The sequence below is a fragment of the Paraburkholderia dinghuensis genome, from assembly GCF_003837865.1.
GTDB lineage: Bacteria > Pseudomonadota > Gammaproteobacteria > Burkholderiales > Burkholderiaceae > Paraburkholderia > Paraburkholderia dinghuensis.
The window spans coordinates 1-14,496 of the sequence record NZ_RQIS01000025.1 but is presented as its reverse complement, the minus strand read 5'-3'; the positions used below and the strand labels follow the sequence as shown (position 1 = coordinate 14,496).

Below are 14,496 nucleotides of genomic sequence, written 5' to 3'. Positions count from 1 at the left end.
AGGCCCGGTCGCGTATCAGGACGCGTTCGGGTCCCAGAGGCCGCCCGAGGCGGCAGAATCCGGCGCGGCGAGCCCGAAATGGCGATAGGTGAGCAGCGTCGCGACGCGCCCGCGCGGCGTGCGTTGCAGATAGCCCTGCTGGATCAGGTACGGTTCGAGCACGTCTTCGATCGTGTCGCGTTCCTCACCGATCGCCGCAGCCAGATTGTCGATGCCGACCGGTCCGCCGTCGAACTTGTGCAGGATCGCCTCGAGCAGCTTGCGGTCCATGAGGTCGAAGCCGACCGGATCCACGTCGAGCATCTTGAGCGCGGCGTCGGCAACGGTGGCGGTGATCGAGCCGTCGGCCTTCACTTCGGCGTAGTCGCGCACACGGCGCAGCAGGCGGTTCGCGATACGCGGCGTGCCGCGCGCGCGGCGCGCGATTTCGAGCGCGCCGTCGGGATGGATGTGCGCGCCGAGCAGCGACGCGGAACGCTGCACGATGCGGCTCAACTCGCTCGCGTTGTAGAACTCCAGCCGCGAGACGATGCCGAAACGGTCGCGCAGCGGGTTCGTGAGCATGCCCGCGCGCGTGGTCGCGCCGACCAGCGTGAACGGCTGCAGGTCGAGCTTCACGCTGCGCGCAGCGGGCCCTTCGCCGATCATGATGTCGATCTGGTAGTCCTCGAGCGCCGGATAGAGAATTTCCTCGACGACCGGCGAGAGCCGGTGAATTTCGTCGATGAAGAGCACGTCGTTGGCTTCGAGGTTCGTGAGCAGGGCGGCAAGGTCGCCTGCGCGCTCCAGCACCGGCCCCGACGTCTGCCGAAGATTGACCCCCATTTCGCGTGCGATGATGTGCGCTAGCGTGGTCTTGCCGAGGCCCGGCGGCCCGAACAGCAGCACGTGATCGAGAGGCTCGGAGCGGCGCTTCGCGGCCTCGATGAAGATCTCGAGTTGGCCGCGTATCTTTTCCTGGCCGACATATTCGTCGAGATGGCGCGGTCGCAGCGCGCGTTCGAACGCCTCCTCATTGGGCGAGGTCGGCGCAGCGTCGATCACGCGTTCAGTGCTGGCGCGGTTTGCGGCGAGTTTGTCGGTTTCGATCATGGAGCGATTGTACCGCGCGAGGGAGCGCGGGCGGATCGCCCGGGAAGTTGTGCCGCAAGCCGCTGTTCACGGTCTGGACGCTACGCGCAACGTGGCTGTCGCGCGTCGGCGGGCGTGGGCGTCAGGCCTTCGAGAGCGCCTTCAGCGAGAGCTTGATTCCCTCGGACACGCCCGTGCCCGCCGGCACGTTCTTGATCGCCGCAAGCGCCTCTTTCTCCGAATAGCCGAGTGCGAGCAGGGCGTTGAGGATGTCGTTGGCGTGATCGGACGGCGAAGCGGCTGCGGCCATGGCGCCGAGGTCCGCGCCGAGCTTGCCCTTCAGTTCGAGCAGCAGACGCTCGGCGGTCTTCTTGCCGATGCCGGGCACGCGCGTGAGCCGCGCCGCATCCTGCAGCGTCACGGCCTGCGAAAGCTCATGCACGCTCATGCCCGAGAGCACCGCGAGCGCCATACGCGCGCCGATGCCCGTGATCTTGAGCAGTTCGCGAAACGTCGTGCGTTCCTGTTGCGTGCCGAAGCCGTAGAGCAGATGCGCGTCCTCTCGCACGATCATGTGCGTGAGCAGCACGAGTTTCTCGCCGGTGCCGGGCAGGTTGTAGAACGTGCTCATAGGCACGTCGATTTCGTAGCCGACACCGTTGCAGTCGACGAGCAGGTGCGGCGGATTTTTTTCCAGCAGGACGCCGGCGATGCGACCGATCATGGCGGATTCAGTGGTGGGAGAAAGCGTGAGTGTAGCGGAGCGCGTGGCGCATAGGCGCACCGGGGAGAGCGCGTTGCCTCGCGCCGGCTCACATCAGCCGAAGCACGATCCTTTGGAGCAGGGCCTGCAAGTCGCGTCGTGCGTCGATGACGAGATGGATGAAAATCGTCTCGTTTCGCAGTTGATAGATGATCCGGTTCTTGCCGGAGAGCGCCTGCCGATACCTGTCATCGCCGAAGCCTTCGAGTTCGACGGGCACATGGCCACTTTCGGGAAACTGGCGAATGTGCGCGATCGTATCCTGAATCTGCGTCGACGTTTGACGCCATGCCTCCCATCCGAATGAGTGGACGACGTAACTTCTCAGTTCATCAAGGCCGATGCGGGCTGTCGGCAGGATGCGGTAATTCAGCAGTGCGGCAGGCATCAGCGAAGCTTTTCGAGGCGATCGAGTTCATTCAGTTCTGCGAAGAATTCGTCCCCGTCGACGTGGTCGTTACGCTCAATCTGCTTTTGACCGATGGCCAGGATCTTCAGGAGCGCAAGGGTCTGTTGCGTTGCCTCGTAGCTGCGGACGTCCTGAACGACGAGTTTGGCCTCGCCATTCTGGGTAATGATGAGCGGCTCGCCGGAGTCGGTCAGGTCCTTGACGATCTGCGCAGCTTCGCTTTTGAGGTAGCTGATTGGTTTCACGTGATCGGCGATATGCATCAGCGGCTCCATTATGATGCGAGGAAGACCAAATATAGACCATTATCGGTCCTGCGGCAACGGCGGGTCTGCCTCGACGCGTAATCGCCCGCCATGGGTTAGCCGATGAGCCGCCCGCGCCGCACGCGTATGCCCTTTTTCGCGAGCGATGGCGCAAGTTCGCCAAGTGCCGCGAGCGTGTCGCCGCCATGCGCGTGGCAGATGGCCATGCCGAGCGCGTCGGCGGCGTCGGTGCCCGGTGTGCCCGAGAGGTTCAGGAGGCGCACGACCATTTGCTGCATCTGCTCTTTGGTCGCTCGGCCGTAGCCCACCACGGCCTGCTTGAGCTGCAGCGCGGTGTATTCGGCGACGGGCACGCCGCCCGACACGAGCCCGCAGATTGCCGCGCCGCGCGCCTGACCGAGCAGCAGCGTCGATTGCGGATTGACGTTGACGAACACTTTTTCGATCGCGGCCGTATCGGGCGCGTGCTGGCGGATCAGCGTGGAGACGCCTTCGAAGATGATGCCGAGACGCGTGGGCAGGTCGGCATCGCCGGTGCGGATCACGCCGCTCGCGACATACGTGAGCTGATGGCCGTGACGCTCGATCACGCCGAAGCCGGTGACGCGCAAGCCGGGGTCGATGCCAATGATTCTCATGAAGGCCGGGAATAACAAATGTGCCTGCGATGGTACAACGAACGGCAACCGCACCGCGAGCATTGAAGGTGCGCAAAAAAACCCGCGGGACGCGAAGTCCGGCGGGTTTTCGGGGCTATTCGGGCGATACGGCGCGCATTGCAACGCGCTCCGAAGGTTTGCCGCTTAGTGACGGAAATGGCGGATGCCCGTCATGACCATGGCGATGTTGTGCTCGTCGGCGGCGGCGATCACCTCGTCGTCGCGCATCGAGCCGCCCGGCTGGATCACGCAGGTCGCGCCGGCGTTCACCACCACGTCGAGACCGTCGCGGAACGGGAAGAACGCGTCCGACGCCACGGCCGAACCCGTGAGCTTGAGACCCGCGTTTTCAGCCTTGATGCTCGCGATGCGCGCCGAATCCACACGGCTCATCTGGCCCGCGCCGACGCCCATCGTCATGCCGTTCGCGCAGAACACGATCGCGTTCGACTTCACGAACTTGGCGACGCGCCAGGCGAAGAGCAGATCGTCCATTTCCTTCGGCGTCGGATGACGCTTCGTCACGACGCGCAGTTCGTGCGGCTGCACGTTCTTCGAGTCGAGCGACTGCACGAGCAGGCCGCCGCCGACACGCTTCAGATCGAACGCGTTGTGACCGTCGCCGAGGGCGATTTCGAGCAGACGCACGTTCTGCTTCGCGGCAAACACGGTCTTCGCGGCGTCCGAGAACGACGGCGCGATCAGCACTTCGACGAACTGCTTGCTGACGGCCTGCGCCGCCGCTTCATCGACTTCGCGGTTGAACGCGATGATGCCGCCGAACGCCGACGTCGGATCGGTCTGGAACGCCTTCGAATACGCTTCGTGCGCATCGGCGCCCACGGCCACGCCGCACGGATTCGCGTGCTTGACGATCACGCAGGCGGGCACGTCGAACGTCTTCACGCATTCCCATGCCGCGTCCGAGTCGGCGATGTTGTTGTACGACAGTTCCTTGCCCTGCAACTGCTTGTAGTTCGCGAGCGCGCCGGCGGGCGTGCTGATGTCGCGGAAGAACGCTGCGCTCTGGTGCGGGTTTTCGCCGTAGCGCAGGTCCTGCACCTTGTCGAACGCGAGGTTCAGCACGGCCGGATACGTGTTGCGCGACTTGTGGTCGAGTTCGGACGTGAGGCTCGTGAGGTAGTTCGTGATCGCGCCGTCGTACTGCGCCGTGTGCGCGAACACCTTGGTCGCGAGGCGGAAGTTCGTCGCGTAGCTCACGTTGTTGCCGTTAGCGCGCATTTCGTCGAGGACCGCAGCGTAATCGACGGGATCGACCACGACGGTCACGTCGCGATGATTCTTCGCCGCCGAGCGCAGCATCGTCGGGCCGCCGATGTCGATGTTCTCGATCGCGTCTTCCAGCGTGCACTCGTCTTTCGAAACGGTCTGGACGAACGGATACAGGTTCACCACCAGCAGATCGATGGTCGGGATATCGTGCTTTTCCAGCGCGGCCATGTGCTCGGGCAGGTCGCGGCGGGCGAGGATACCGCCGTGCACCTTCGGGTGCAGCGTCTTCACGCGCCCATCGAGCATTTCCGGGAAGCCGGTGTAGTCGGCGACTTCGGTGACAGGGAGGCCCGCGTCCGCGAGCAGTTTTGCGGTGCCGCCGGTCGACAGGATCTTGACGCCGAGCGATGAAAGCGACTTCGCGAAGTCGACGATGCCCGACTTGTCGGAAACGGAGATGAGCGCTTGCTTGATCATGATGGAGGAGGGGAGCCGGAAGGATCGAGGGGGCTGGGCCGAAGCGCCTACAGCAGGCCGTGCTGCTGGAGCTTCTTGCGCAGCGTGTTGCGGTTGATGCCGAGATACTCGGCGGCCAGCGACTGGTTGCCGCCGGCCTGCTCGAGCACCACCTCGAGCATCGGTTTTTCGACGATCGAAATCACCATTTCATACACGTCGTGCGGGTTGGAGCCGTCGAGATCCTGGAAGTACACGCCGAGGCTCTCGCGGACGCAGTTTTCGATGTTGTGCTTGCTCATGCTGCCAGTCGATCGGTTGATTCGATTTCGTCACCGCGGCCTGCGCCCGTTTCGTCCTCGTCCTCGTAGACGAGTCGATCCGAGCGTGCCTTTTGTTCGTCGAAGAACTGGTTAACGGCGAGAAGTTGCTCTCGTGTAGTGTCCAGCGTGTTCATACGGTGCCGGAACAGGTTGGCGCCGCAAAGGCCGCGAGTGTACCAGCCGATATGCTTGCGCGCAGTACGCACCCCGGTAAATTCGCCGTAGAACGCGTAGTGATCTTCGAGATGCTCATTCATGATCGACTGGATTTCGTCGACGCGCGGCGGCGGCAGCAGCTCACCGGTGGCGAGGAAATGGTCGATCTCGCGAAAGAGCCACGGGCGGCCCTGCGCCGCGCGCCCGATCATGATGGCGTCGGCGCCGGTGCTTGCCAGCACGTCGCGCGCCCGCTGCGGCGTGGCGATGTCGCCGTTGGCGACCACGGGAATGCGCGCGGCGGCCTTCACGGCAGCGATGGTTTCGTATTCGGCTTCGCCGTGATAGAGGTCGGCGCGCGTGCGGCCGTGCACGGTCAGCATCGCGATGCCGCAATCCTCGGCGATGCGCGCGATCGTCAGCGCGTTCCGGTTCTGGCGGTCCCATCCCGTGCGGATCTTGAGCGTGACGGGCACCGCGTCAGGGCCGACGCCCACGGCGTCCACCACGGCCTTCACGATGCGCGCGACGAGCGGCTCGTTCTGCAGCAGCGCCGAGCCCGCGGCGACGTTGCACACCTTTTTGGCCGGACAGCCCATGTTGATGTCGATGATCTGCGCGCCGTTCGCGACGTTGTAGCGCGCGGCTTCGGCCATCATGTCGGGATCGGCGCCGGCGATCTGCACGGCGATGGGTTCGACCTCGCCCGCGTGATTGGCGCGGCGCATGGTCTTCTCGCTCTTCCAGAGCTGCGCGTTCGACGCGACCATCTCCGATACCGCGTAGCCCGCGCCGAGGCGCTTGCACAGCTGGCGGAACGGCCGGTCCGTGACGCCTGCCATGGGGGCGACGAACAGGTTGTTGCGCAGGGTGTGACGGCCGATCGTAAGCATGACGCGCGGGGAAGTGACCGCCGCCGTGCCCGTTTCGAAAAGATCGGAAACGTCGGCGCGGCCACGGCCGGAAAAATGGGGGAAACCGCTATTTTAGCGTAAGCGGGATTAGCGGTTGAACTGGGCGAATCGGAACATTGTTCTTACGCGGTGTGGTGAATACTTTCCTTCGCGCGGTTGAAAAAGCGATTCGACCCTCGAATTGCCTTGATTCGCCAGATGCCGATGCGTGAGTTGCGCACGCAACGGCATTCGTCAGATCCGTTGCCCGAACATCATTTGATGCGCCAGCGCCGACTTGACGGGCGGCGCGAATTCGAGCGCGGTGAGCGCGAGGCCGCGCAGCGTCGCGAGCGGCCCGAAGTCGATCGTGAAGAAGCGTGCGAGCGTATCCGTCGCACCGATCGTCATGCGGCGATCGAGCGCGCGCTGGCGTGCGAAGTGAGCGAGTGCGAGCGGTGTTGCGCCTTGATCCGCCAGCGCTTCGGCCAGCGCGTGCGCGTCGCGCAGGCCCAGATTCAACCCCTGGCCCGCAACGGGATGCAGGGTTTGCGCTGCGTTGCCCACTGCCGCGATCCGGCCGTGACCCGTGACGAGCGTGTCGAGCGCCGAGAGGCCGAGCGCGAACGCCGCACGGCCGTGGATCTGCGTGAAGCGGCCCATGCGCGAGCCGAACGCGGCGCCGAGTTCAGCGAGGAAATCCGCGTCCGACAACTGCGTGCGCCGTTCGGCTTCTTCAGGCGAGCAGCACCAGACGAGCGCATAGTCCGCGCCGCGCACGCCGCCCATCGGCAGGAGGGCGATCGGGCCTTCGTTCGTGAAGCGCTCCCACGCCACGTGCGGTTGCGGTGCCGACGCCGTCACGACACCCACCAGCGCTGTCTGGCGGTAGTCGCGCGTGCGCTTCGTCTCCCCCTTCGCCTGCGCGGCGGCTTCCTTCGCCGCGTTCGCGCTGGCGTCCGGGTCGCCGTGCGCGGCTCGGTCCGATTGCGGCCTGAAGAGCCCGCCTTCCGCGTTCACGAGAATGCGCGTGCGCAGCCAGCGCTCGACGCCCGCGCTTACGACGGGCAATGTCACGCCGTCGTGGTCGACGATGGGTTCGAGCGCCTGTGTCTGGTGCAGCCAGTGGACCGGCGTGGCGCGCACCGCGTGCGCGAGCGATTGCACGATCGTGCCGTAGCGCGCGACATAGCCGAGCGCGGGGAGGCCATAGTCGTCGCGGTCGATCAGCGTGCGGCCGAAGTGACCGCGCTGCGAGACGTGGATGCGCTCGATGGCGGTCGCCTCGTGCGGCCACGCGAGCGCCTCGAGCAGCGTGCGGCTGCCCTGCGAGACGGCGATGGCGCGCGGGTCGCCGCTGCTGTTCTCGGGTTCGCGTGCGTCGATCAACGCAATTCGCAGCGAGGCCGTCGCGCTGCGGCGCGTGAGCCAGCCCGCGAGCGCCATGCCCACAGGCCCGGCGCCGACGATCGTGACGTCGTAGTCGAACGGGGCGGTGGCAGGGGGCGTGATGTCGGGCGTCGCGGAGGCTGCGTTCATGGCGGTTCTTGGGGTCTGTTCTCGTCGATGGCCTTGTGGTTGGCCTCGCGGTTGGCCTGTTCCCAGGCCTCGTATCTGGCCGATCAGGGCCTCAGTCGTGCTTGCGCGCGTTCAGCATCAGTGCTTCGATTTCGTCCGCATCGACCGGCACGTCGCGCGTAATCAGCTCACAGCCTCTTTCGGTGACGACCGCATCGTCCTCGATCCGGATGCCGATGTCCCAGTAGCGCTCGGGCACGTCCTCGGCCGCACGAACGTACAGGCCAGGCTCGATCGTGAGCGTCATGCCTTGTGAAAGCGTGCGCCATGGCGGCGGAGCATCGGTTTTCGTTGCGCCTTCCGGCGCGTTTCTCTGGCCGGCTCGTTCCCGATAATCGCCCGCATCGTGCACGTCCATGCCGAGCCAGTGTCCCGTTCGATGCATGTAGAAGCGCGCATAGGCGCGCTCGGCGATCACGTCGTCGACACTCGCAAAGCGCTGGCGATCGACGATGCCTGTGTCCAGCAGCCCCTGCGCCAGTACGCGCACGGCCGCGTCGTGTGGCGCCTCGAAGTTCGCGCCGGCGCGCGTTGCATCGATGGCGGCCTGCTGCGCGGCGAGCACGATGTCGTAAAGCTCGCGCTGCGCGCTCGTGTAGCGCCCGCTCGCCGGGAACGTGCGCGTGATGTCCGACGCGTAGCCGTTCAGTTCGCACGCCGCATCGATGAGGATCAGGTCGCCCTCGCGGATGACCGCGTTGCCCGCCGGATAGTGCAGCACGCACGCGTTCGCGCCCGCCGCGACGATTGAGCCGTAAGCCGGACCCTGCGCGCCGTGCTTGCGGAACGTGTAGAGCAGCTCGGCTTCGAGTTCGTATTCGCGCATGCCTGGGCGGCACGCGGCCATCGCGCGACGGTGTGCAATCGCCGAGATTTTCGCGGCGCGACGCATCGTTTCGAGCTCGTGCGCGTCCTTGATGACGCGCATGTCGTCGAGCAGCGGCAACAGGTCGTGCACGGCAGACGGTGCCGTGACGCCGCTGCGCCCTTGCGCGCGCACGGCGTCGATCCAGCGCTTCACCTGCACGTCGAAGCGCTCCGACGCCGCGAGCGCATAGTGCAGCGCCGGCCGGTTTGCGATGAGTTGCGGCACGCGCGCGTCGAGTTCGTCGAAGGCGAACGCGGCGTCGACACCGAACGCCTCGCGCGCACCATCCGGGCCGAAGCGGAACCCTTCCCACGTCTCGCGTTCCGCATTCTTTGCGCGGCAGAACAGGATCGAAGCGGGCTGGTTCTCCTGCGCGTTGGCGTCGAGAACGAGCAGTGCTTCGGGCTCCGTGAAGCCGGTCAGGTAGTAGAAGTAGCTGTCGTGCCGATAGGGGTAGTCGGCGTCGCGGTTTCGCATGACCTCGGGCGCCGTCGGGACGAGCGCGACGCCGCCGCCTCGCGCACGCATCGCAGCAAGCACGCGCTCGCGGCGCTCGCGGTAGAGCGCGGTGCCGCCATCGGGGCCGCGCGGCACGTCGGCGTCTGTCGGATGGACGGGCAGCGTGGCGGCCAGGGCGGGCGTGGAGGTCGAGTTCATCGTGCGATTGTAGCGCCCGTAGTGCCCCGTCCGCTGAGGGCGCCGCGCCGCCCGCGACTGGCATGATGCGCGCTGCATGGGGCGCAAGGTGAGCCCTGAAACGTGCGTGGGGCGGTAGTTTGAGCACGCGCCAGGACAGGCGCCGCCGCGTGAAAGGCCTGCGCGGGCCGCGCCGGTGTTGCATTCAGCCCACAGCCGTCGTCGGGGAATTTTGTTTGAGGCGCGCGCGGAGCGTCAGAGCAACGTCAATCCAACGTTATACTTTCGCCGGATTCCAGAAAAGGCAGTTGCGATGAAACTTATCGGTTCGCTCGGTAGCCCGTACGTCCGCAAGACGCGGATCATGCTCGCCGAGAAGAAAATTGAATACAAGCTGGTGCTCGAAGACGTATGGGCCGCCGACACGACGATCTACGATTCGAACCCGCTTGGCAAGGTGCCGTGCCTCGTGATGGAGGACGGCGAGGCGGTGTTCGACTCGCGCGTGATCTGCGAATACGTCGATATGCTGTCGCCGGTCGGCAAGCTGATTCCGCAGTCGGGACGCGAACGCGTGGAAGTGCGCTGCTGGGAGGCGCTCGCTGACGGCATTCTCGATGCGACCATCGCGATTCGCCTGGAAGGCATTCAGCGCACGCCCGAGCAGCGCAGCGACAAATGGATCGCGCGCCAGCAGCACAAGATCGACGAGGGCCTGAAAGCGATGGCGAAGGGACTCGCGAGCAACGCGTGGTGCGCGGGTAATCGCTACACGCTCGCTGATATCGCGGTGGGCTGCACGCTCGGCTATCTCGACTTCCGCATGCCCGACCTCAACTGGCGCGAAGCGCATCCGGACCTCGCGCGCCACTTCGAGAAACTCTCGCAGCGTCCCTCGTTCGTGGATACCTTTCCGCAGGCCTGACGCCAAATGGCAGAACGGCGGCTCGCGGCCGCCGTTCGCGCCCTTCATGCGCCCTCTCGCGCGCGCCGGAGGCTTTCGCCCCGGCGAGACGATTCAGCCCTCCGTCTTCAGCCCTCTGCCGGCGCAAACGAATCGCTGCGCGCGACGGGCCACCACTTCTCGTACAACTGATAGCGATAACGGCCTTCGAGCAGATCGCCGGGCTTCAGGTATTTGAGCAGATCCGACATCAGCTTGACCTCATAGGACGACACGCGCCGCACGATGTGATGGGCGCGCAGATCGTCGGGGCTCGCGATACCGGCGGCCTGGATGATTTCCTGCAAGGCGTGCAGCGTGTTGTGATGGAAGTTGAACACGCGTTCGCCCTTGTCGGGCACGTTCAGCGCGCGCTGGCGCACTGGGTCCTGGGTCGCGACGCCGGTCGGGCAGCGGTCCGAGTGACACTTCTGCGCCTGGATGCAGCCGACCGCGAACATGAAGCCACGCGCGGAATTCACCCAGTCGGCGCCGATCGCGAGCGTCTTCGCGATATCGAAGGCCGTGATGATCTTGCCGCTCGCACCGATCCTGATCTTCTCGCGCAACCCGATGCCGACGAGCGTGTTATGCACGAGCAGGAGTCCTTCCTGCAGCGGCGTGCCGATGTGATCGGTGAATTCGAGGGGCGCCGCGCCCGTGCCGCCCTCGGCGCCGTCCACGACGATGAAGTCGGGCAGGATGCCTGTTTCGAGCATCGCCTTCGCGATGCCGAAGAATTCCCACGGATGCCCGATGCACAACTTGAAGCCGGTGGGCTTGCCGCCCGAGAGCTTGCGCAGGCGCTCGACGAATTCGAGCAGGCCGCGTGGCGTCGAGAACTCCGAATGGCGCGCGGGCGAGATGCAGTCCTGACCCATCGGAACGCCGCGCGTTTCGGCGATTTCCGGTGTCACCTTGGCCGCGAGCAGCACGCCGCCGTGACCCGGCTTCGCGCCCTGCGAGAGCTTCACCTCGATCATCTTCACTTGCGGCTCGGCCGCCTGGCGCTGGAATTTTTCGGCGTTGAACGTGCCGTCGTCGTTGCGGCAGCCGAAGTAGCCTGACGCGACTTCCCAGATGATGTCGCCGCCGTGCTCGCGGTGATACTTCGACATCGAGCCTTCGCCGGTGTCGTGAGCGAAGCCGCCTTTCTTTGCGCCGAGGTTCAGCGCGCGGATCGCATTCGCGGAGAGGGCGCCGAAGCTCATCGCGGAGACGTTGAAGATCGACATCGAGTAAGGCTGCGCACGATCGGCACCGACGAGCACGCGGAAGTCGCAACTTGAAAGCTTCGTCGGGGCGAGCGAGTGGCTGATCCATTCGTGGCCGACTGCCTTCACGTCGAGCTCGGTGCCGTATGGGCGGCTATCGACGGCGTTCTTCGCGCGCTGATAGACGAGGCTGCGTTGCGCGAGCGAGAACGGTTTTTCGTCGGTGTCGTCTTCGACAAAGTACTGGCGGATTTCGGGTCGAACGAACTCGAAAAAGAAGCGCAGATGGCCCCAGATCGGATAGTTGCGCAGGATTGCGTGGCGGTTCTGGCGCATGTCGTAGAGACCGAGCACGACCAGCAGCGCCGGCACGATGGCGCACAGCCAGGACAGGTGATGTAGCGCCGCAGCGGCGAACGTGGCCAAAGTGACCAGCACGGCGGCCCACATGGCGAGATAACGTCGGGAAAACATGGCGCAACTCCTCGAACTTGACCGGATGCGCGCGCCCGCATGGGCGGCGCGTTGGCGAGGATGATGCCGGAAGTTCGTGAATCTGGCCTTGACGCCGGCAAGCGGGAAACAGGGCGTGTGCGCGGCGCATTGCACGCCGCGCATGCAAGAGCGGGCTAAGAGTCGCTAACACAAGTCATCAACGAAGCGTGAACAGATAACGGCAGCCGCTAAGGAAAGCAACGCGACATGAATGTCGAGACGCCGTTCGAAACGAATGCGCAGTTTGCCGAAACCGGCAAACCAGGCATGCGTGCGCTCTACGGTAATCCCTCCGCCTGGTAAGCGGGATCAGAAGTAGAGTTTCCAGCAAAGGGAGTGGACTTGCCCCTTGCACTATCGAGTGCATACGAGCGAGATTTCCGTTACTAAATTAATTAAGCTCGCGTGAATTTTCAGCAATGAAAATTCACTAAATACAGGTAATCTTTCATTGATGAAAATATTGAGGGTTGCAGCATAGATGGAATGAGCGCCACCCACCCACGAGGAATTTACCCACTGAAAATTTTCATCGATGCAAATTCTCTTGGAAACCGGCAATCTCATCATCGATGACAAGATTGTTTTCGAGTGCAGGATAGGCTGTCGGACCAGATTTACCGGTATGGCAGCGTGCATGTGCCGCGGGCGGGCAAAGAAGGGCTCATCGACCAAGGGCAGGGATTGCGACAACAAGACTGCTCACGGCATCCAGTGGCGACATTGTCTTTATGTGGTAGATTTGCGTAATATGAAATTTAATCTTCTATCGAGAAAAATCGAGGCGTATTCTGGTTAATTCATTTTCATTTAGATGCTCCCGCGAAATTGCATTGCTATCGCTTGCCTGCGCGCTAATATGCGGAAGCGCGAAGTTGGCGAAAGCGGCAAATTCAGTGGATTTGGCGAACGCGAGTGGATTCCAGAAACAATGTCGCGCCGCGGCTGAGGGCGACATTCAAGGCTTACGCCACTCGAGCAATCCAGTGGAGCCGTTGCGCATATGTCCTGGTACTGAATCAACTCTGGCGGAGATCGCCGCCAGGAATTTTCAGCAGGATACATGGCTGGCATTCCGTGAATTTGTCCCTCGGGAGGATCGGACTGCAGTGAACAATCAGCGCTTAATCGTCTTGATTGACCTTGCACCAAATCAATTAGATATAAAGCCCTTCTTGCGCGCCATCGAGCTACTGCTCGATGACGGCGCTATGCCGATGCAAGGCATGCAGTATTCGTGGGATAAGATTGGACGTTTCCTGGAGATACTGGAGGATACCGACCGCTATCAATATGAAGATCATGCTCGGGTGGCTCGGATCTTCGATCGTTTGTTAGACAAGGCGCCAGCACAACGCAGCGCGCATCTAGCAGCCCTTTGGCGGGAGATCGTCTATTTACCCCTACCACAACGGCAGGAAGTACTGCAGAAAATTAAGGAAAAATTCGGCAAATTCACACCGAGCCGCGATACCTGGCAACAGGAACCGAATGTGGACTACCCGCTGAGAAGTGCCGATGCTTCAGTGGCCGTTTCTAAGCAGGCCCCCCTTGACGTTGTACAGGCCTTGATAGATCTGCGGGAGCCCACTCCGCCCGAAATACGGGTCTGGGATGCTGCGATTAATACTAGTCGCCTTGATGTGCTCCAGTTATTAATTCAACGCCGTTATGAACTTCCGTTGGAGCACCGCGAATCGGGGGCTTGGTCGTCACCTTTTTTGAGTGCCGCCCAGGCTGCTGTCAAGGGAGATACTCGTGCCCTAGAGATGATGATTAACATGTCACCCGAGCCGCTCATTCCAGATGATGTGAACCAGCGCATGAAAACCGTGCTGTTTCGAAGCATGGACGCAATTCCCGAAGCTCAACTCAGACACATTAACGATGCGTTGAACGCAATGTCGTCACTCGAAAGTCTCACTGATGGTCCTGCGTTAGATGCACATGGATATAGCCTGTTGGCACGTGCGGCCGTCTATGGTGATCTATCACTAATGAAAGGCATTCTAGATGCAGGTGCGGACATCAACGCTAAATCCCCGGATGGCTTAACCGCACTCACCTATGCGCGTTGCTACGGACATCCTGAGGTGGTGCAGCTACTACAACAGAGACACGCGGTAGATCGCCCCGCCAGCTGCAGGCCATGATCTGAGCTTCCCTCGGGTTTTCACTTTCAAACGGTCCCGAGTTATGCCGCTGCACCTTTCGTCTGCTGAGGCGCGCTGAAAGCTGACTGTGGAGTTCCCAGGATTTCGTGGAGACAGCACTTCAATGTAGTTTTGCTGCTGCCTCGTACTGTACCGGTTAATTTGGCCCGCTAGCCGTAAGCGTGTCATGACGGCCGCCCTGCTTTAGCATTCGGTCTTCTGCTATGAGGATCGAATGACGCCGGACGGAAAAACTGGAAGCCAACGTTTCGTAAAATCGGGAAACGGAGGCATGTATTGACCCAGTGAAAACCTGCTCAAGTCATAATTGAAGGAACGTGGCGATGAGCGTGAAGATGGAAGAAGACATCAAGCGATGG

General features: G+C 63.0%; 13 protein-coding genes and 1 pseudogene. 2 read left to right on the top strand and 12 right to left on the bottom strand.

Annotation, left to right across the window (positions count from 1 at the left end; all coding sequences use genetic code 11):
• Positions 1 to 15: 15 nt before the first annotated feature.
• From ruvB to D1Y85_RS24435, 10 genes are all read right to left on the bottom strand, one after another.
• A complete protein-coding gene (gene ruvB, locus D1Y85_RS24480; RefSeq protein WP_124153667.1) occupies positions 16 to 1,092 on the bottom strand; it encodes a Holliday junction branch migration DNA helicase RuvB in 1,077 nt (358 codons plus the stop codon).
• Between the two features lie 121 nt (positions 1,093 to 1,213).
• Positions 1,214 to 1,795 carry a Holliday junction branch migration protein RuvA gene (ruvA, locus tag D1Y85_RS24475; protein ID WP_124153666.1) on the bottom strand — a complete coding sequence of 194 codons (582 nt, stop codon included), beginning with the start codon at positions 1,793 to 1,795 and terminating at the stop codon, positions 1,214 to 1,216.
• Between the two features lie 88 nt (positions 1,796 to 1,883).
• Complete coding sequence (locus tag D1Y85_RS27760; protein ID WP_246025040.1) at positions 1,884 to 2,222, bottom strand: type II toxin-antitoxin system RelE/ParE family toxin; 339 nt, start codon at positions 2,220 to 2,222, stop codon at positions 1,884 to 1,886.
• Positions 2,222 to 2,506, bottom strand: a complete 285-nt coding sequence (locus D1Y85_RS24465; RefSeq protein ID WP_124153665.1) for a type II toxin-antitoxin system Phd/YefM family antitoxin — start codon at positions 2,504 to 2,506, stop codon at positions 2,222 to 2,224. The genes D1Y85_RS27760 and D1Y85_RS24465 overlap by 1 nt, the downstream gene beginning before the upstream one ends.
• A gap of 98 nt (positions 2,507 to 2,604) precedes the next feature.
• Entirely contained in the window at positions 2,605 to 3,147 is a 543-nt protein-coding gene (gene ruvC / locus D1Y85_RS24460; protein ID WP_124153664.1) for a crossover junction endodeoxyribonuclease RuvC, read from the bottom strand.
• A 165-nt stretch (positions 3,148 to 3,312) separates the two neighbouring features.
• Positions 3,313 to 4,878, bottom strand: a complete 1,566-nt coding sequence (gene purH, locus D1Y85_RS24455; protein ID WP_124153663.1) for a bifunctional phosphoribosylaminoimidazolecarboxamide formyltransferase/IMP cyclohydrolase — start codon at positions 4,876 to 4,878, stop codon at positions 3,313 to 3,315.
• A 47-nt stretch (positions 4,879 to 4,925) separates the two neighbouring features.
• Positions 4,926 to 5,159, bottom strand: a complete 234-nt coding sequence (locus D1Y85_RS24450) for a Fis family transcriptional regulator (protein WP_124153662.1) — start codon at positions 5,157 to 5,159, stop codon at positions 4,926 to 4,928.
• Entirely contained in the window at positions 5,156 to 6,229 is a 1,074-nt protein-coding gene (gene dusB, locus D1Y85_RS24445; RefSeq protein WP_124153661.1) for a tRNA dihydrouridine synthase DusB, read from the bottom strand. The genes D1Y85_RS24450 and dusB overlap by 4 nt, the downstream gene beginning before the upstream one ends.
• Positions 6,230 to 6,484: 255 nt before the next feature.
• Entirely contained in the window at positions 6,485 to 7,768 is a 1,284-nt protein-coding gene (locus D1Y85_RS24440) for a UbiH/UbiF/VisC/COQ6 family ubiquinone biosynthesis hydroxylase (protein ID WP_124153660.1), read from the bottom strand.
• A 91-nt stretch (positions 7,769 to 7,859) separates the two neighbouring features.
• Entirely contained in the window at positions 7,860 to 9,410 is a 1,551-nt protein-coding gene (locus D1Y85_RS24435) for an aminopeptidase P N-terminal domain-containing protein (protein ID WP_185219116.1), read from the bottom strand.
• A gap of 214 nt (positions 9,411 to 9,624) precedes the next feature.
• Between D1Y85_RS24435 and D1Y85_RS24430 the strand changes: the two genes are divergently transcribed.
• Complete coding sequence (locus D1Y85_RS24430; protein ID WP_124153658.1) at positions 9,625 to 10,236, top strand: glutathione S-transferase C-terminal domain-containing protein; 612 nt, start codon at positions 9,625 to 9,627, stop codon at positions 10,234 to 10,236.
• Between the two features lie 107 nt (positions 10,237 to 10,343).
• Here the strand turns inward: D1Y85_RS24430 and D1Y85_RS24425 are convergent, their stop codons facing one another.
• On the bottom strand, positions 10,344 to 11,942 hold the full coding sequence (locus D1Y85_RS24425; RefSeq protein WP_124153657.1) for an FMN-binding glutamate synthase family protein: 1,599 nt from the start codon (positions 11,940 to 11,942) through the stop codon (positions 10,344 to 10,346).
• 165 nt (positions 11,943 to 12,107) lie between these two features.
• Positions 12,108 to 12,245: pseudogene (locus tag D1Y85_RS24420) on the bottom strand (IS5/IS1182 family transposase); the annotation flags it as partial.
• Between the two features lie 827 nt (positions 12,246 to 13,072).
• Here D1Y85_RS24420 and D1Y85_RS24415 point away from each other — a divergent pair.
• On the top strand, positions 13,073 to 14,116 hold the full coding sequence (locus D1Y85_RS24415) for an ankyrin repeat domain-containing protein (RefSeq protein ID WP_124153656.1): 1,044 nt from the start codon (positions 13,073 to 13,075) through the stop codon (positions 14,114 to 14,116).
• Positions 14,117 to 14,496: the final 380 nt, after the last annotated feature.